Origin of the sequence: Flagellimonas sp. CMM7 (assembly GCF_021390195.1) — a bacterium.
Lineage (GTDB): Bacteria > Bacteroidota > Bacteroidia > Flavobacteriales > Flavobacteriaceae > Flagellimonas.
The window spans coordinates 4297130-4315196 of record NZ_CP090003.1; the positions used below are offsets into that span (position 1 = coordinate 4297130).

Annotated in this window: 14 protein-coding genes; 6 read left to right on the plus strand and 8 right to left on the minus strand. The window is 37.1% G+C overall.

Annotated elements, in window-relative coordinates; translation table 11 throughout:
* From LV704_RS19505 to LV704_RS19515, 3 genes are all read right to left on the minus strand, one after another.
* The gene (locus LV704_RS19505) at positions 1-1578 is read right to left on the minus strand and encodes a hypothetical protein (RefSeq protein WP_163422014.1); all 1578 of its coding nucleotides are present in this window, start codon (positions 1576-1578) and stop codon (positions 1-3) included.
* A 4-nt stretch (positions 1579-1582) separates the two neighbouring features.
* Positions 1583-2200: a hypothetical protein gene (locus tag LV704_RS19510; RefSeq protein ID WP_163422013.1), complete on the minus strand. Its 618-nt coding sequence runs from the start codon at positions 2198-2200 to the stop codon at positions 1583-1585.
* A gap of 451 nt (positions 2201-2651) precedes the next feature.
* The gene (locus LV704_RS19515; RefSeq protein ID WP_163422012.1) at positions 2652-5582 is read right to left on the minus strand and encodes an ATP-binding protein; all 2931 of its coding nucleotides are present in this window, start codon (positions 5580-5582) and stop codon (positions 2652-2654) included.
* Positions 5583-5703: 121 nt separating this feature from the next.
* On the opposite strand from LV704_RS19515, the gene LV704_RS19520 reads away from it, so the two are divergent.
* Positions 5704-7623, plus strand: a complete 1920-nt coding sequence (locus tag LV704_RS19520) for a DUF294 nucleotidyltransferase-like domain-containing protein (RefSeq protein WP_163422011.1) — start codon at positions 5704-5706, stop codon at positions 7621-7623.
* Entirely contained in the window at positions 7623-8300 is a 678-nt protein-coding gene (locus LV704_RS19525; protein WP_163422010.1) for a PolC-type DNA polymerase III, read from the plus strand. Before LV704_RS19520 ends, LV704_RS19525 begins: the two co-directional genes overlap by 1 nt.
* Before the next feature lie 3 nt (positions 8301-8303).
* On the opposite strand, the gene acs is transcribed toward LV704_RS19525, so the two are convergent.
* The 5 genes from acs to LV704_RS19550 form a co-directional block, all read right to left on the minus strand.
* Entirely contained in the window at positions 8304-10211 is a 1908-nt protein-coding gene (gene acs / locus LV704_RS19530) for an acetate--CoA ligase (protein WP_163422009.1), read from the minus strand.
* A gap of 205 nt (positions 10212-10416) precedes the next feature.
* Positions 10417-12192 (minus strand): sodium:solute symporter family protein, encoded by a 1776-nt coding sequence (locus LV704_RS19535; protein WP_163422008.1) that lies wholly within the window; start codon positions 12190-12192, stop codon positions 10417-10419.
* Between the two features lie 3 nt (positions 12193-12195).
* The gene (locus LV704_RS19540; RefSeq protein WP_163422007.1) at positions 12196-12450 is read right to left on the minus strand and encodes a DUF4212 domain-containing protein; all 255 of its coding nucleotides are present in this window, start codon (positions 12448-12450) and stop codon (positions 12196-12198) included.
* Between the two features lie 24 nt (positions 12451-12474).
* On the minus strand, positions 12475-13428 hold the full coding sequence (locus LV704_RS19545) for a phosphoribosylaminoimidazolesuccinocarboxamide synthase (protein ID WP_163422006.1): 954 nt from the start codon (positions 13426-13428) through the stop codon (positions 12475-12477).
* A 6-nt stretch (positions 13429-13434) separates the two neighbouring features.
* The gene (locus LV704_RS19550; protein WP_163422005.1) at positions 13435-14388 is read right to left on the minus strand and encodes a PhoH family protein; all 954 of its coding nucleotides are present in this window, start codon (positions 14386-14388) and stop codon (positions 13435-13437) included.
* 123 nt (positions 14389-14511) lie between these two features.
* Here LV704_RS19550 and LV704_RS19555 point away from each other — a divergent pair, with 123 nt between their 5' ends.
* From LV704_RS19555 to gldG, 4 genes are read left to right on the plus strand one after another with little or no spacing between them, the layout of a single operon-like run.
* Positions 14512-15342 (plus strand): S-adenosyl-l-methionine hydroxide adenosyltransferase family protein, encoded by an 831-nt coding sequence (locus LV704_RS19555; protein WP_163422004.1) that lies wholly within the window; start codon positions 14512-14514, stop codon positions 15340-15342.
* Positions 15343-15645: a putative quinol monooxygenase gene (locus tag LV704_RS19560; protein WP_163422003.1), complete on the plus strand. Its 303-nt coding sequence runs from the start codon at positions 15343-15345 to the stop codon at positions 15643-15645.
* Positions 15645-16376, plus strand: coding sequence for a gliding motility-associated ABC transporter permease subunit GldF (gene gldF, locus LV704_RS19565; protein WP_163422002.1), 732 nt, complete (start codon positions 15645-15647; stop codon positions 16374-16376). The genes LV704_RS19560 and gldF overlap by 1 nt, the downstream gene beginning before the upstream one ends.
* Positions 16373-18040 carry a gliding motility-associated ABC transporter substrate-binding protein GldG gene (gldG, locus tag LV704_RS19570; RefSeq protein WP_317164636.1) on the plus strand — a complete coding sequence of 556 codons (1668 nt, stop codon included), beginning with the start codon at positions 16373-16375 and terminating at the stop codon, positions 18038-18040. Before gldF ends, gldG begins: the two co-directional genes overlap by 4 nt.
* The last annotated feature ends 27 nt before the right edge of the window (positions 18041-18067 follow it).

An 18067-nucleotide genomic window follows, 5' to 3' on the forward strand; every position in this document is an offset into this window, starting at 1 on the left:
TTAGTCAATAATTTTAGTTCTACTATAATATTCTACTAGAGCTTTTGCTTGCTCTTTTATTGCTCTGCTTTGCCTACCATCAGGATTTTGAGTTGTATGACATGTTTCCATGGAAGCTACTACTCTTCTCATAGATTCAATATATTCATCAAATTTGGTGTTATATGCTACCTTAAGAGTTCTTACAGCAGGCATTATATTATCATGTAGGATACGTTGCCAAACAATTGCGCTTACCCCATGGACATTAGACCCAGCATTACCCCATGCTATCTTGTTGTTTATGTCTTTAATTTCATGGGCATAAAAACTTTGAAGGTATTGAAAGTAGGCATCCCTAACTTGTAGTTTGCTTCTCCATTGCTGAAGACAGCGCGTGCAGGCAATTATATCATCACATAAAATAACAATTTGAGCTTCGTTATTTTGATTTTCCTCATCAAACTCTCGATCACGTTCTGATAGCAAAGCAACTTCTTGTTGGAGTTGCCGAACCTGTCTTCTTAACTGCTCTAACTCTTCACCAGTTTGATCAGAAGGAGGTACTCTTTGATCACCATCAGTAGGTTCACCGGGCATGTTTTCACGGTAATCCCTATCAAATTCTTCATTAGCTTCTTTTATTCTTCTTAGAACTTCTGCAGCTTCTTCACCAGTTAATTCTCTAACTCCTGGTGCAGTGTCCATACGAAGAAGAACTGTTTCTAAAGAGGTGTCTCCTGCAACGACCATATCAGCCGCGCCTATATTCATTACGGTTTCAACTGGTACTTGGTTAGCTACATTGCTTGTACGATATTCAACAAATACCGCATCTCCATTTGGATTACCAATAGGTACTGATTTCGGCGCATTGGACTGCGCCATTGTATAAGCCGAAAGACACAGCGCAAACCAAAGAACAAGGGTGGTTTTGGATTTTTGTTTTCGAATTAAAAACACCCCTAGCAATACTATAATTAAGGACAGTAACCCAATAATAACATACGTGAGTGTATTGTCGTTTTTTTCGGAATTAGTTTCAGTAATGCCCTCATTTTTGAAAGATGTCCCATTCTTATCAGTGTCAGCTATAGTTGCAATACCCAAATTACTTAAATGCCTGTTGTATTCTTCTATATCGTCAGTGACTCTAATAAGGCTTTTGGTTGATGGAAATTGCAGTCCTACTTTAACAATAATTAAGTATGGAATACCAGCTACTTTTGAAGACACGCCAATACCGGCAATTCCCATAGTTCTAAATATTTTATCTACGAACTTTTCACCGTCAGTTGAAATTTGTGATTCGACATTATCCCATTTTTCTTTATGAAAACTTAGGTCAATGTTGTGGTTAGGAGCTTTTGAAATAATCCTCACCATCACAGGGGCTTTGACCGAGAGTCCTTTAACCACAAAACGCTGTAAAGAATCAATACCTCCAGTTGTCCACTCCATGGCACCCATATAGGCACCGTCATTAAGCTTGGTGAGTTTTATTTCGTGGGTAACCACTTTTCCAAATGGGTCAATCAATTGTGCATTTCCAAATTGATAAAATGCTAAAAATGTTAGGATTAGTATAGTTCTCATCATAACTCTATTTTCTATGTTTCTTTAATAAATAGTTAGCCAAATCCGTCATTTTAAGGCGTAGTGCTTCATGTTGTTCTTTAGTACGGTCGTTATTTGCGCTTCTAATACCATAGTTCATTAAAAAAGCTTGGTCATAATGTTCATTGTAAATGAGGAGTCTACCGTGGGCGGGTTGGTATGCTAGATAACAGTCACCAGTTTCCGCTAGTTGAATATCCATGCCCATAATTTTTAAGCCTTCCTTTTTTCGTTTTAAATAACTCTCGATTTCTTTTTTATTCTGCGCCTTTGAAGTTGGAAAGGGACCCCATGAGATTCCTGAATCATCACCTAAAGTGTTTTTCCCAAAACCTTTGAGGTTAAAAGTACATTTTCCTTGTCGTGGATATTGCGAGAGGCTAAGGTCAGTTTCAGCTACCTCAAGTACCTGTGATAGTTCAGAAATATCAATATCACATTTAAAGTCGATTAACAGCGCACTGTAGTCCCCGGACTCTAAGGCCTTGGTATCGGCTTTTACTTGGTTAGTTTGAGCAGAACTTGATATAGTGGATGATTCTTTTTTATCGCTTTTACAGGCTATGAAAAGCGTAAATATTAATAAAGCAATTATATTTTTCATTTGTTTAGTTTTAAAATGAGTTATTGTAATCAGCGGTTTCTATGCTGAAATTGGTTTCAACTTCGTCCAAATCAATTAGTACTGTGCATTACTAGCAGTAAAAAAACTTAGCGCTACAATTAATAGCGCCATTCCTATTTTTTTCATATCCCTTACTTTTTGTTAAAACTTATCTTTTTAATCACCTTATTTCTATGGATGATCTTTAAAACATAACTACCATCCTTTAAATGGTTGATATTTAAATAAATCTGTTTTTCGGGGAAACTATCAAGTGTGCCTTTAAGGCTATTATGCTTTTGCTCCATGGCCAACTTGACTTTGAGAAATGCGATTCATAATCACATTCAAAAGCGAATGTAGTTTGTGGTTTTAGAAAGGACTATAAAATATGTAACAAGAGCTATGAGTCATGTAACAAAGCCCTAAATAGTGGTATTTGTAGCGTTGTTCAAGTAGATTTTCTTGCTGCTAAGAATTCTGAAGGAGTACAGTTATAGGCTTCTTTAAAGCATTTACTAAAATAGGCGTGGTCATTAAACCCCACCGTGTAGCCTACTTCTGATATATTGATATCAGAGTTTTTTAGAATTTGAACAGCTAATTTTAGTCGTTGTGATTTTATGAATTCTGAAGCCGAGAGCCCTGTTAAGGCTTTTAGTTTTCTGTGCAATTGCATACGACTCATGTTCATTATTTTACTAAAATCCTCAATCGTAAAAGTTGATGCTTTGAGCTTTTCATCAAGAATAATTTGTACCCGCTCAAGAAAGTTTTCATCAACGGATGTAATTGCGATATCCTTAGGTTTTAAAATAACTTCTTGACTATATCTTGATTGTAACTTTTTTCTTAGTGCAACCAATGAAGCCGTTTTCGATTTTAGAATTTTTTGGTTAAAAGGTTTGGTTATGTAATCATCCGCGCCTGTTTCAATACCTGTCAACTCATTTTCATCACCCGCTTTTGCTGTTAAAAGAATAACGGGAATATGACTGGTGCGCTCATCATTTTTAAGCGTATCGGTAAGCGCAATACCATCCTTTATGGGCATCATTAAATCAGAAATGATGATATCCGGTATGATATCCAAAGCTTTTAAAACACCTTCTTCTCCATTTACTGCTCGTACAACCTCGTATTCTTTTTTAAAGGTATCGGTTAACAAGGTTCTTACGTCCGCATTATCTTCAACAATAAGAAGAATTGGAAGTTCATTGTCTTGCCCTGTTATTTCTTCCTCCAGTTCTTTTGTTTCTTGATCAAGGGAAGTAACAATAGGTAAAGGGTCAATAGTTTCTCTAATCTCAGCATTTTTAAGTTTTTCTTTCTCTAGGCATAACGAAACTTCAAATAATGACCACTTATTTATTTCGCTGGTAACGCTTATCTTCCCTCCATGTAATTCTGTCAACTCTTTTACTAGAGACAATCCAATTCCAGCACCTTCATTTTGGCCATCAGTTTGATAAAATCGATTGAAAATTGTTTTAATTTGCTTATTCCCAAGGCCTTGTCCTGAATTTCTAACCTTAATCCACAAAAAATTATTTTCAATAGTAACCTGAAGAAGAATCTCACCCTTCTCTGGTGTGTATTTTATAGCATTTCCCAGCAGATTGACAACAATGTTTTCAAGAGCTTCCCGGTCAAACCAAACTTTTTCTCCCTTATTTTGAATATCTGTTTTAAAGTTGATATTTTTTTGTTTGGCGAGATATAAAAATGATTCACACCACGCAGCTATCATTTGGGTTGGACTATTCTTCTGCAATAGCAGTTTTCGATTTCCACTATCAATTTTTGAAAGCTCTAAAAGTTGGTCTACTAAAGATGAGAGTCTTTTCGTATTTCTCTGAGCTATTTCAAAATGTTTTCTTTTTTCACCTGATAAATCCGGTTCTTCCAGAGTTTCCTGTATGGGAGAGGAAATCAACGTTAGCGGAGTTCTAAATTCATGTGAAATGTTGGTGAAAAAGTTAGTTTTTAGGGCATCAATTTCACGAAGCTTTATATTTGTTTTTTGACGGTTTCGGTAAAAAAACAAAGTAAGAACCAAAATAGCCCCTACTAAAAAGAGAGAGAAAATATATTGCGTCCTATTCTTGTTTAATATCTGATTCTTTAGTTCAACAATTTGTAACCTTTCCTGATTTTCTTTGTTTTCTTGCTGGCTCTCAATAAAAGCGATATTATTTTTTTTTGCTTCTAAAGTTGTCTTAATTTCATTTAATTCTTTCAATAAATTGTATGCTTTATCTTTATCTCCAATGGCCATATAAGATTCTGCCAACTTGTCTAGAAGAATTAATTTTCTAGCCTTAAAAAGGTTTTTGTTTTCTATAATCTTTAATGCAGTCTCTCCGCTTTGAATGGCGCTTTCATACTGTTCATATTTATTGTAGTAATGCGTAAAATAGGTATACGGTAAGCATAAAAATATGCTGTCCCCAGTTTTTTCAAAAAAATCTTTCGATTTTTTTAGATAGCGAAGGGCTTCTTCTTGCTTATTAGTTAACACATAGGCATATCCAATAGTACCATACAGCACACCTTCTTGATATTTATTCGAATTCTTGTATTCTTCTTCAAGCTGTTTGTATTCTTCCAAAGCCTTGTCCGGGTTGTTCAGATTAAACAACTCTATATGCGCTAACTTTAATTTACAAAAGTTAAAAAACCTTTTGGCCTCTATTTTTTTTGCAACATTAAATGCTTTTAAATAGTATATTTTCGCCCGCTCCGGATAGCTTAAATGCTCATAAATCCATCCTATATTGGTCAAGGCATTACAATGAATAGATGTTTCGCGAGTAAGCTCAATCTTGCTTATGTGCAAAAGTTGGGTTAAAGCACTCTGGTAATCTTCTTTCTTTATATAGTATTCCGCCTGCCTGCGTAAATAAATTGCCTTGTAATAATTATTATCCGTTCTATCTATAAACTCTTTTGCCTTTGCCATATATAGTTTGATAGAATCTTCTTTCTGAGTTTTATAATGGTAATGCATTAAACTCGTATATGCCAAAAATTCGTTGTCCACATCTTTCTCTGCTTTGGAAAGAGACAGCAGCTTGTGATAGTTTGTAAATGACTCTTTAAGGTTTTCTATCCCTAAAAAAATTTCTCCTCTAAGAAATTGTACAAAAAGTAAATGAGAGGTATTGTTTTCTTTTTTTGCAACAAACTCATAGTTGTTGAGGAAGGTTGTCTTTTCTTCAATGTTTGTTAATAGCTCTAATTGATTATATAATTCAATTTTTGATTCCACGCCCCCTAATTTAAACTCAGAAACCTGTAATACGCTATCAATCTTCTTTTGCGTCTGCGCTTGGGATGACAGCACAATAAGAATATGAAAAAGCAGAACATGGCATTTCATTATATTAACTTTAGGTAACTAAAAATAGTAAAATAATGGAGCATCACTATTTATGCCTCTCTTCTTGGCTTTTTTCTTTTCACATAAACTTGGCAATTGGTTTTAGGCCTAAATTTGTGGTATGAAGAATACCATTTCTGAACGGGTTGCAGATTTTCTTAAAAATTTCCCCCCTTTTAATATTCTGGAGGAAGGTCAGTTACAAAGGCTTTCCTACGAAGTATCCATTGTCTACAAAGAAAACAACAGTATAATTTTTACAGAAAATGAAGCACCACATGAGTACTTTTATGTGGTCCATAAAGGAGCTATAGCCCTTGCAAAAAAAGACACAACCAATATTCTGGATATTTGTGATGAAGGTGATATTTTTGGTTTGCGACCTTTAATGGCAAAGGAGAACTACAAATTAGAGGCAAAGGCACATGAAGAAACCATATTATACGCTATCCCAATCAAGGAGTTTAAGCCCATTGCCCTTGAAAATAAACGAGTAGGTGATTTTTTGATTGAAAGCTTTGCTTCCAATACTCGCAACCCATATTCCCTAAAACATAGTGGAAAACTATACGGTGTTTCTAATAGTACTGATACCAACCCGGAAAGTAAGCTTCTAGATCTTCAGCCAGTTCGTTATTCCACAAATTTAGTCACCTGTACGGAAAGCACCAAAATAAAGGTTGTTGCCAATACCATGACCATTAATAATGTTGGCTGCATTCTGGTGGTAAAAGAGGGACTTCCTGTTGGTATCATAACGGATAGGGATATTAGGAATAAAATTTTTACTGGCCTTGTACCTATTACCGGAACCGCTAAAGAAGTTATGACATCCCCCGTTATCACGTATCCAAAGGAACTTACCATTACACAGGCACAAATGGCCATGATGAAAAGTAACATAAGCCATTTGTGCTTAACAGAAGACGGGACTCCTGAAACCCCTGCCGTTGGAATACTGTCCAAACATGATGTAATGGTAGCAATAGGCAATAACCCTGCGGTATTGATGCGAGCCATTAAAAGATGTAACAATACCAAAAGGTTACGTTCCATCAGGCATGGTGTAATGAACTTACTCAGGGGCTATTTAGATGAAAATATTCCCATCGAGTTAATTTCAAAAATTATTTCTGAGTTAAATGATGCGACCATAAAACAAGTCATTAAAATTGTCATCAAAAATATGGATGCCGAACCTCCTGTCAGGTTTGCATGGTTAACCATGGGCAGTCAAGGAAGGAGCGAACAGTTATTGAATACAGATCAGGACAACGCAATTATTTTTGAAGATGTTCCGAAAAACAGACACAAAGAAACTACCGATTACTTTTTGAAACTTGGGGCCATCATAACCAAAGAACTTAACACTATAGGTTATGAATATTGCCCTGCAGAAATGATGGCTTCCAATCCATTATGGTGCCATAGTCTAGGTGAATGGAAAGAGGTGACCACCCATTGGATCAGTAACCCAGGGCCAGACGAAGTGCTTCTGTCCTCTATCTTTTTTGATTACAATGTTACGTATGGAGTTAAAAAACTTACCGATGAGCTTTCCAAGCACATTTTTGAAAGTGTGAAAAAGCATCCCTTGTTCTTAACACATTTAGCTAGCGGAGCTTTACAGAACCCCTCGCCTACCGGGTTCTTTAGAGATTTTTTAGTAGAACAAGATGGGGCTCACAAAGATTTTTTTGACCTTAAATTACGTGCATTAATGCCACTCATAGATGCGGCAAGAGTATTGATTCTTTCCCATTCCGTAAAGTCTATCAACAACACAGCAGAACGCTACAAGAAACTGGCAGAATTAGAACCTCAAAACAAAGAATTTTATTTAGCGTGTTCCTATGCCAGCAAGGCATTGTTAAAATTTAGAACCATTCAAGGTTTGCTGCATAATGATTCAGGTAGGTTTATAGCTTTGGACAAGCTCAACAAAGAAGAAAAAATAAAACTTAAGAGGACTTTTAAGACTATTAAAGAAATTCAAGATCTATTGCAGATACGGTTCCAAATCAAGAATATTTTAGGGTAATGAGACTTTTTCAAAAGAAAAAACAAAAAGATTTACCCAGTTTCTGGAATCACTATTCCAATCAATTCAAGGGTAAACTTCCTGTCAATGTCAATGAAAATAAGTTTGTGATTTTTGATACTGAAACCACGGGTTTTAGTTTTGATAAAGATAGAATTCTTAGTATTGGGGCTTTAAAACTCATCAATAAAAGCATTTTAGTTAAAGAGAGTTTTGAGGTCTATATTTCCCAAACTCATTATGATGCCGATAGTGCTGAGATTCATGGTATTCTTAAAAAAGGGAGGAAAGAATGTATTGCTGAAGTCGAAGCCTTGGAACGGTTCTTATCCTACATTAAAAACCATGTTTTGGTTGGGCATCATGTCATGTTTGACGTTACCATGATCAATGAGGTTCTAAAAAGAAATGGGCTGCCCAAATTGAAGAATCAGACACTTGATACCGGATTACTTTACAAAAGAACCTTACTTACTGCAACTGTACTTCAGAAAAAAGAACAGTATTCTTTGGATGACTTAGCGGAAAAATTCAGTATTTCTAAAAAAGATAGGCATACCGCTTTGGGAGATGCCTATATCACTGTAATAGCTTTACTTGCCATTTTGGATAAACTCAAACCAAAAAATCTTAGTGATCTTATCAAAAGACAAAAACCCTCAAAATTTGGCCTTTGAGATTTATAAGCTCTCTTCTATGATTTTGTCAACAACTTCGGGGTTCAATAAGGTTGAAATATCCCCTAAATTGCCCGTTTCTTTTGAGGCTATTTTTCTAAGAATACGTCGCATAATCTTTCCACTACGGGTTTTAGGCAATCCCGGCACAAATTGAATTTTATTCAATTTAGCTATGGGGCCAATATGCTCCGTAATCATCTGGTTGATCTCCTTTTTCAAGTTATCACGATCTCTAGATTCCCCAGTTTCTTTTAGAATAACGTAACCATACAAGGCATTTCCTTTAATGTCATGTGGGAATCCAACGATAGCAGATTCTGCAACGGCGGGGTGTTCGTTTATAGCATCTTCAATGGGTGCAGTGCCTAAATTATGGCCAGAAACAATAATAACATCATCAACTCTTCCAGTTATTCTATAATACCCCACTTCATCCCTTAAAGCACCATCTCCCGTGAAATATTTGCCTTCATAAGCAGAAAAATAGGTGTCCTTGTAACGCTGATGGTCTCCCCAAATAGTTCTTGCAATAGAAGGCCATGGAAACTTGATGCACAACCGGCCATCGACCTGATTTCCTTTGATTTCTTTACCATTCTCATCCATCAAGGCTGGCTGAATTCCAGGCATTGGTAATGTGGCATACGTGGGCTTGGTAGGTGTTGAAAATGGAATTGGCGAAATGAGCACACCTCCTGTTTCTGTTTGCCACCATGTATCTACAATAGGGCATTTCTTCTCCCCAACGTGGTCATTATACCAGTGCCAAGCTTCTTCATTTATTGGTTCACCCACAGTACCTAAAACCTTCAAACTGGAGAGATTGTATTTGGTAACAAAGTCCAAGTTCTCTTTTGCCAAAGCTCTAATTGCGGTAGGAGCGGTATAGAATTGAGTAACCTTATGCTTTTGAATAATATCCCAAAACCGGCCAAAATCCGGGTACGAGGGAACACCTTCAAACATAACTGTGGTAGCTCCATTGGTTAATGGACCATAGACAATATAAGAATGCCCTGTAATCCAACCAATATCTGCAGTACACCAGTATATATCTTCTTCTCGATATTGGAACACATTTTTAAAAGTGTATGCCGTGTAGACCATATAACCTCCCGTACTATGCATCATTCCTTTAGGGCGACCAGTAGATCCAGAAGTATATAATATAAAAAGAGGGTCTTCTGCTTCCATAATTTCTGGGACACAATCAGAATACGCTTTATCCAATAATGGCTGTAACCATTGATCGCGTCCTTTTTCCATAGAAATATCTGCATTGGTGCGCTTAGCAACCAAAACGGTTTCCACGCCGGGGCACTGTGTTAGGGCATCATCTACAATCCCTTTTAAATCGATGGTTTTATTTCCCCTATAAGAACCATCAGAAGTAAGTACCATTTTTGCTTCGCAATCATTAATTCTTGTCGCCAAAGCAGTAGAAGAAAACCCGGCAAAAACCACGGAGTGAACCGCACCAATTCTAGCACATGCCAGAAGCGAAACGGCCAATTCGGGAATCATGGGTAGATAAATGACCACCCTATCCCCTTTTTGAATGCCTTTGTCTTTTAAAACATTGGCAAACTTGCATACACGTTCATGTAATTCGGTATATGTAATATGTTGTGCTTCTTCCTTTGGATCATTGGGCTCAAAAAGAATGGCCGTTTTATCTCCTCGAATTCGCAAATGTCTATCAATACAATTTTCGGTAATGTTTAACTGAGCACCATCAAACCACTTAATTTCAGGTTTAGAGAAATCCCAATCTAAAACGGTATTCCATTTCTTGCGCCAAACAAAATGTTCTTCTGCTACTTCTTCCCAAAAATCTTCAGGATTACGTACCGATTTTCGATATACTTGAAAATATTCTTCTAAATGTTTGATGTGGTAATTGCTCATAGGTAACTCGAAAATTTTGAGCTTTAAAAATAACAAAAAAGTAACAGCGCTATCATTATTACTTGATTTATCGACAGAAGCATTGCCCATGACCTCAACTTACAAAACAGCATCGACTAATGACTATCCAAAAGAAAGGTACAATAGAAAAACGATTGAAAATCAGAAAGGGTTTGGTGCGATAAAAAGTAAAGTTGTTATTGTTTTAATGCTCAATTGCGTCTCCCGCCCCACTAGGAATTCTTATATTTTCCACAATTTCTTGAACTTTCTCAGGTGGTGGAGAAGTAAATCGAGAAATTACGAGTGCTACTGCAAAGTTGACCAACATCCCCATGGTGCCAAAACCTTCTGGTGAAATACCAAACCACCAATTGTCCGTACCACTAGTTTCTGGATTTCCAATCCATCCCAGCTTAAAACGGGCAATATAATAGGTTGTAATGGCCAAACCAGCTACCATACCAGAGATGGCTCCTTCCCTATTCATCCGTTTACTAAAAATACCCATCACAATTGCCGGAAAAAAGGAAGAAGCCGCCAAACCAAATGCCAATGCTACTACCGACGCAACAAAACCAGGCGGATTAATACCAAAATAACCTGCAACTATCACTGCTAGAACCGCAGAGAGACGTGCAATCAACAACTCTCTTTTATCTGATATATCCCTTGCGAACTGCTTTTTAATTAAATCATGCGAAATGGAAGTTGAAATGACCAACAACAATCCTGCTGCTGTTGAAAGTGCCGCCGCCAGACCACCAGCTGCAACCAATGCAATAATCCAATTGGGCAATCCCGCAATTTCAGGATTTGCCAATACGGTAATATCCCTATCCACGTACAACTCATTTGCTGTCGTGCTAGGGTTGGTTATTTTTCGTTGTCCATAATTAGCTCTGCCTTCAATAAATTGAGGTTTTTTGCCTTCAATAGCTGAACCGGGCAAGTATTGTATTTTCCCATCACCATTTTTATCTGTCCAAGCGATAAGACCTGTATCTTCCCATTTGGTGAACCAAGAGGGAATTTCTTTGTACGGGGTGTCTTGAACGGTTTCCATTAGATTGGTGCGTGCAAAAACAGCTATAGCAGGAGCTGTAGTGTAGAGAATAGCTATAAACAATAGTGCATAGCCCGCGGATTTTCGTGCATCTTTTACTTTGGGAACAGTAAAAAACCTGATAATTACATGTGGAAGTCCCGCTGTACCCATCATCAATGCCGCTGTAATAAAAAACACATCTGTTTTGGATTTGGTACCATCCGTATATGCCGTAAAACCAAGTTCGGTCATCAATCCGTCTAATTTGTCTAGAAGGTATACTCCGTCTTCACCGGCTGAACCAAAACCCAATTGTGGAATTGGATTCCCCGTAGCCATAAGGGATATAAAAATAGCGGGGACCATAAAGGCAAAAATGAGCACGCAATACTGTGCCACCTGCGTATAGGTAATCCCCTTCATTCCACCCAAAAAGGCATAGAACAATACTACCGCCATTCCAATATAGACTCCTGTATTGACCTCCACATCTAAAAAACGAGAGAAAACAACTCCTACTCCACGCATTTGGCCTGCCACATAGGTGAATGAAACAAATAGAGCGGCCACAACTGCCACGGTTCGGGCAACGTTAGAATAATATCTGTCGCCTATAAAATCAGGAACGGTAAACTTTCCAAATTTTCGTAAATATGGGGCAAGTAACAATGCCAAAAGCACATATCCTCCCGTCCATCCCATTAAATACACAGAACCATCATAACCTGAAAAGGCAATAATGCCCGCCATTCCTAAAAAAGAGGCTGCCGACATCCAATCCGCAGCAGTAGCCAAACCATTGGCTAAGGGTGAAACTCCACCCCCAGCTATATAAAATTCTTTGGTCGACCCAGCTCTAGACCATATGGCAATTCCAATATATAGGGCAAAAGTAAGTCCGACAATGATAAACGTCCACGTTTGAATCTCCATAGTTTATTCGTTTACCTTGTATTTTTTGTCCAACTTGTTCATTAAGCGGACATAGACAAAAATGAGCAGTACAAAAACATAAATGGAACCTTGTTGAGCAAACCAAAAGCCCAACTTAAACCCACCCAAACGGATGGTGTTCAATTCATCTACCAATAAAATACCAAAGCCATAGGAAACCAAGAACCAGATGGTTAAAAGAATAGAGAGATACTTTAGGTTTTCCTTCCAGTATTTCTTGCGTTGTGAAAGTTCCATTTCAAAATTTGAAATGGTAAGATATTAAATTGAATTGAGATACGAAGAAACGTTTTGTCCTATGCGTTCTTGAATATTGGAAACATCCGCTTTTTCAAAAGCCTCGCCCATAATACTCTCATACAGTTCAATGTATCGTTCCGAAACGGATTCTACGTATTCATCACTCATTTCAGGGACAGATTGTCCTTCCAATCCTTGAAATCCATTGGAAATGAGCCACTGGCGCACAAATTCTTTCGATAGTTGCTTTTGAGCATCTCCCCTGGCCTGACGTTCCTCATAGCCATCAGCATAAAAATAACGGGATGAGTCCGGTGTATGAATTTCGTCTATCAAGACAATCTGGCCGTCTTTGGTTTTTCCAAACTCGTATTTGGTGTCTACTAAAATTAACCCTCGTTTGACCGCAATTTCTGTACCTCTTTGGAATAATGCTTGGGTGTATTTTTCCAAAACTTCATAATCAGCTTTGGAAACAATTCCTCTGTTCAGGATTTCAACTTTGGAAATATCCTCATCATGATCTCCTTTTTCGGCCTTTGTTGCAGGCGTTATAATAGGTTCTGGAAACTTATCGTTTTCCTTCATCCCTTCTGCCATCGGTTCTCCACATAGCATTCGTTTTCCAGCTTTATATTCTCGAGCGGCATGTCCTGACATATACCCACGAATGACCATTTCAACTTTAAAAGGTTCACAGGCTTCACCCACTGCTACATTTGGGTCTGGTGTTGCCATTAACCAATTTGGAACAATATCCTCCGTAGCTTGCATCATTTTAGTGGCAATCTGATTTAGAATCTGTCCCTTGTATGGAATTCCTTTGGGCATGACCACATCAAAAGCGGATAGTCGATCTGTGGCAATCATGACCAAAACATCATTTTCTAAAGTATAAACTTCCCTAACTTTTCCTTTGTAGATGGATTTTTGACCAGTAAAGTGAAAATTGGTATCCATTAAAGTGTTTAACATGCGCTGCTAATTATGGTGCTCAATATTCTTGTAAGCGTCAATGACTTTTTTGACCAATTTATGACGAATTACATCTTTATCATCCAAATAAATCATGCTGATTCCAGATACATTTTGCAAAATTAAAAGAGCTTCTTTTAAACCTGAAGTTACCCTCCGGGGAAGATCTATTTGCCCTGGGTCACCTGTTAATAAAAATTTGGCGTTTTTACCCATGCGTGTCAGAAACATTTTCATTTGGGCATGAGTCGTATTCTGAGCTTCATCCAAAATAACAAAGGCATTGTCCAAAGTTCTACCGCGCATAAAGGCCATAGGCGCAATTTGAATGGTACCATCCTCAATGTACTTATCCAATCTTTCTGGAGCAATCATATCGCGTAGTGCATCATAAAGCGGCTGCATATAAGGATCTAATTTTTCTTTTAAATCTCCAGGAAGAAAACCGAGGTTCTCCCCTGCTTCAACAGCCGGGCGCGTTAAAATAATTCGTCTTACCTGCTTTTCTTTTAATGCTTTTACAGCCAAGGCAACACCTGTATAGGTTTTTCCCGTACCCGCAGGGCCAATGGCAAAAACCATATCATTTGTTTTACAAGCATCAACAAGACGTCTTTGGTTTGCTGTTTGAGCCTTTATGAGTTTACCACTGACACCGTGCACCAAAACATCACCACTGCTTTTAGAAGACGCATAGTCTTCTTGCCCATTGCTGGTAAGCACACGCTCAATCATGTTCTCATCCAACTTATTGTATTTGGCAAAGTGGGTAGTGAGCATATCAAAGCGCTTGTCAAACTCTTCCAACAGCTCTTCATCCCCATAAACTTTAATTTTACTGCCACGTGCAACAATCTTAAGCTTAGGGAAATATTTTTTTAATAATTCTATATTTTCATTCCTTTGCCCAAAAAAATCCTGTGGGCTAATCTCTGTAAGTTCTATGATTAATTCGTTCAAAAAATGTGGGATGTTTTAAGGTTATTTTTGAAGAAATTTTATTCTTTCTTTTTTATTTAATTTTACCCCACAAAGTTAACCAAAAATCAATTTGAGCACGGAAAAACATATCAACAGTATTGCATGGCGATCATAACACTAACTACAGATTTTGGGCATAAGGACCACTTTGTAGGTGCCATTAAGGGGACAATCTTAAATAATTTGCCAGAAGTCAGTATTGTTGATATTTCGCACGCCATAAGTCCTTTTAACATTCAAGAGTGTGCCTACATCTTAAAAAACGCTTATCGTTCTTTTCCAATGGGCACTGTTCATGTGGTTGGAGTGGATTCTGAATTATCTCCCGAAAATCAACATATAGTGGTGCTTGTAGATGGGCATTATTTTATAAGTGCCAATAATGGTGTTATTTCTTTGATTACTTCAGAAATAGAACCGGAAAAAGTGATGCAAGTGAACATTCCCAACTTGAATTCCGCTTCTTTTCCAGTGCTTGATGTGTTTGTTCAGGTTGCCTGCCATATAGCAAGGGGTGGAAAGTTAGAGGTAATAGGAAAACCTTTTGATGCCCTGAGGGAATTGAAAGAATTTGAACCAAGAATTACCAATGATGGTAAAACGATAATTGGCAATGTTATTTATATTGATAACTATGGTAATGTAATAACCAATATACAAAGGAGTCTTTTTGAAGCTTATAGAAACGGAAGGGATTTTGAAATAATTGCAAGGACCAACAAAATAAAGGCCATTCACAATAGCTATAATGGAATCATTAACTACAACCTAGAAAAAGGACAACGCAAAGGCCCTGGAGATGCGCTGGCACTATTTAATTCTGCCGCTTATCTAGAGCTGGCCATATACAAAAGTGACCAAAATACGGTAGGGGGTGCTTCCACCCTACTTGGACTCAATTACAGGGACACTGTAACCATAAATTTTCTGTAAATGCTCATCCGTATCGTAAAACTCATTTTTAAACCCGAAAATATTCCTAGTTTTGAACGAATTTTTGAAGAATCAAAACACGGCATATTGGCTTTTGAAGGTTGCTCTTTTGTAGAATTGTATCAAGATCTTAAAAATCCATGTATCTTTTTCACATACAGTTTTTGGGATGAAGAATCAGATTTGGAAAATTACAGAACATCAGATTTCTTCAAAGGTGTTTGGTCACGCACCAAACCACTGTTTGCAGAAAAACCGGAAGCTTGGAGCGTGGCTAAAATTCAATCCTCAAACCAGTTTTAATGTTTGCAATTTTTAAAAGGGAGGTCCAATCTTTTTTCACGTCACCCATTGGGTATATGATTGTAGGCCTATTTTTATTGTTGAATGGTCTTTTTCTATGGGTCTTCAAAGGAGATTTCAACATTTTCGATTATGGTTTTGCTGATTTAGGAAATCTATTTTTATTGGCTCCATGGATTTTTATTTTTTTGGTTCCTGCGATTACCATGAAAAGTTTTTCTGAAGAACGAAAAGTTGGGACCTTGGAACTTTTGTTAATAAAGCCAATATCCATTTGGAAATTGGTTTTGGGAAAATTCTGGGGCGCATTTCTTTTATGTGTAATAGCAGTTTTACCTACCATTATTTATGTATTCGCAATTTCAAATTTGGGAATAACAGAAGGTAATTTTGATTTAGGCGTTGTTTTGGGCTCCTATTTTGGTCTTCTATTTTTGATTGGGGCATATACTTCAATAGGGCTTTTTTCTTCAACACTATCAGACAATCAAATTGTATCCTTTATCATAGGTATTCTGATGTGTTTCCTTCTTTTTAATGGTTTTGATGCAATGTCGTCATTGTTTTCTGATGGAGAAACACAACAATTCATTCAAGAAATAGGTGCTAGGTCACATTTTGATAGTATTGCCAGAGGAATAGTTGACACTAGAGATCTAATGTATTTTGTTTCACTAACACTGTTCTTTTTGTATCTCACTTTTCTACGATTAAAACAATTACCAAGATGATGGCGAAGTTTTTAATTTCTGTTCTTAAAGCACTTGTTGCCGTCATCATTCTAAATGTGATCGGTAGTTTTGTTTCCGCCCGTTTTGATTTGACGGAAGATAATCGCTTTACCTTATCCAAACCCGCAATTGAAGCAGCCAAAAAGTTTGACTCCCCAGTAGTAATAGACATTCTTTTAGATGGAACTATTCCACCAGAGTTTTCCAAGCTAAAAATAGAGACCATTCAACTATTGAAGTCTTTTGCCTCTAAAAACAAAAACATTAAATATAATTTGGTGAATCCCTTAGAGGATGAAACCCAAACACAAGAAACCATAGCAAATTTGCAACGTATTGGCTTAACACCGGCCAATGTAACAGTAGAGGAAAATGGAAAAGTTTCCCAAGAACTTGTTTTTCCATGGGCCATGGTTAATTATAAGAACCAAACCGTTAAAGTTGCACTCCTAAAGAACAAACTTGGCTCATCCACAGAAGAGCGTGTCAATAATTCTGTGCAACAACTGGAATATGCTTTTGCAGATGCTTTCACCAAATTGAATATTACTGAAAAGAAACGAGTAGCCGTTATTAAAGGTAATGGAGAATTAGACGATATTTTCTTGGCTGACTACTTGACAACAATTCAGGAATATTATGACATTGGCGCAATTACTTTAGATTCTGTTATTAAGAATCCTCAGAGAGTTTTAGAGCAATTAAAGGGTTTTGACCTTGCCATTATTGCAAAACCAACAGAAGCGTTCTCAGATGGAGAAAAATACGTCATGGATCAGTTCATTGTAAATGGAGGAAAATCCATTTGGTTAATGGATCAAGTGGCCATGGAGGTAGACAGTATTTTTAAGGGCGGCGGAAGTGCCATGGCCATACCACGAGATTTAAACCTCAATGACTTTTTCTTCAAGTATGGTGTTAGAATAAATCCTGTTTTAGTAAATGATCTTTACTTCACGCAAATAGTATTGGCTACGGGCGAAGGAAATGATTCTCAATACAATCCCGTACCATGGTATTATAACCCTATGGTGTTTTCTAGAAACAACCATCCCATCAATACCAATATTGAAGCAGTACGATATCAATTTGCAAACGCAATGGATGTTCTAGAGAATGATTATCAAAAAACAGTTTTGTTGAGAAGCTCTCCATTATCTAAAACTGAAGGTACTCCAAAACAAATAGGTCTGAATATTTTGGACGCACCACCAAATAAAGAAACTTACAACAACGGTAACCAGGCATTGGCGGTATTAATAGAAGGAAAATTCGCCTCTATGTTTAAAAATCGAGTGAAGCCAATACAACTGGAAAATACCCTAGAAGAAGGAGAGGCAAACAAAATGATAGTGATTTCTGATGGCGATGTTATCAAAAATCAATTAAGAAATGGCAGACCTTTGGAATTAGGTTATGATAAATGGACCAATAGTTCTTATGGGAACAAGGAATTTTTGATCAATTGCATTAATTACCTCTTGGATGATACCGGACTTATAAACATAAGAAACAAGAAAGTATCCATACCATTATTGGATGTTGAAAAAATTGTTGAGCAAAAAGCAAAGTGGCAGCTTGTAAACATTGGAGTTCCGGTTCTTTTAACTTTGGTCTTGGGCATTTTCTTTGGTGCTTACCGTAAGCGTAAATATGCAAGTTAAGTGTTGATAAATTTGTTTCTTTACTTA

Bases quoted from the DNA above. Each gene is read 5' to 3' on its own strand.
- LV704_RS19505 (WP_163422014.1), bottom strand. From the start codon at position 1,578: ATGATGAGAACTATACTAATCCTAACATTTTTAGCATTTTATCAATTT.
- LV704_RS19510 (WP_163422013.1), bottom strand. From the start codon at position 2,200: ATGAAAAATATAATTGCTTTATTAATATTTACGCTTTTCATAGCCTGT.
- LV704_RS19515 (WP_163422012.1), bottom strand. From the start codon at position 5,582: ATGAAATGCCATGTTCTGCTTTTTCATATTCTTATTGTGCTGTCATCC.
- LV704_RS19520 (WP_163422011.1), top strand. From the start codon at position 5,704: ATGAAGAATACCATTTCTGAACGGGTTGCAGATTTTCTTAAAAATTTC.
- LV704_RS19525 (WP_163422010.1), top strand. From the start codon at position 7,623: ATGAGACTTTTTCAAAAGAAAAAACAAAAAGATTTACCCAGTTTCTGG.
- acs (WP_163422009.1), bottom strand. From the start codon at position 10,211: ATGAGCAATTACCACATCAAACATTTAGAAGAATATTTTCAAGTATAT.
- LV704_RS19535 (WP_163422008.1), bottom strand. From the start codon at position 12,192: ATGGAGATTCAAACGTGGACGTTTATCATTGTCGGACTTACTTTTGCC.
- LV704_RS19540 (WP_163422007.1), bottom strand. From the start codon at position 12,450: ATGGAACTTTCACAACGCAAGAAATACTGGAAGGAAAACCTAAAGTAT.
- LV704_RS19545 (WP_163422006.1), bottom strand. From the start codon at position 13,428: ATGTTAAACACTTTAATGGATACCAATTTTCACTTTACTGGTCAAAAA.
- LV704_RS19555 (WP_163422004.1), top strand. From the start codon at position 14,512: ATGGCGATCATAACACTAACTACAGATTTTGGGCATAAGGACCACTTT.
- LV704_RS19560 (WP_163422003.1), top strand. From the start codon at position 15,343: ATGCTCATCCGTATCGTAAAACTCATTTTTAAACCCGAAAATATTCCT.
- gldF (WP_163422002.1), top strand. From the start codon at position 15,645: ATGTTTGCAATTTTTAAAAGGGAGGTCCAATCTTTTTTCACGTCACCC.
- gldG (WP_317164636.1), top strand. From the start codon at position 16,373: ATGATGGCGAAGTTTTTAATTTCTGTTCTTAAAGCACTTGTTGCCGTC.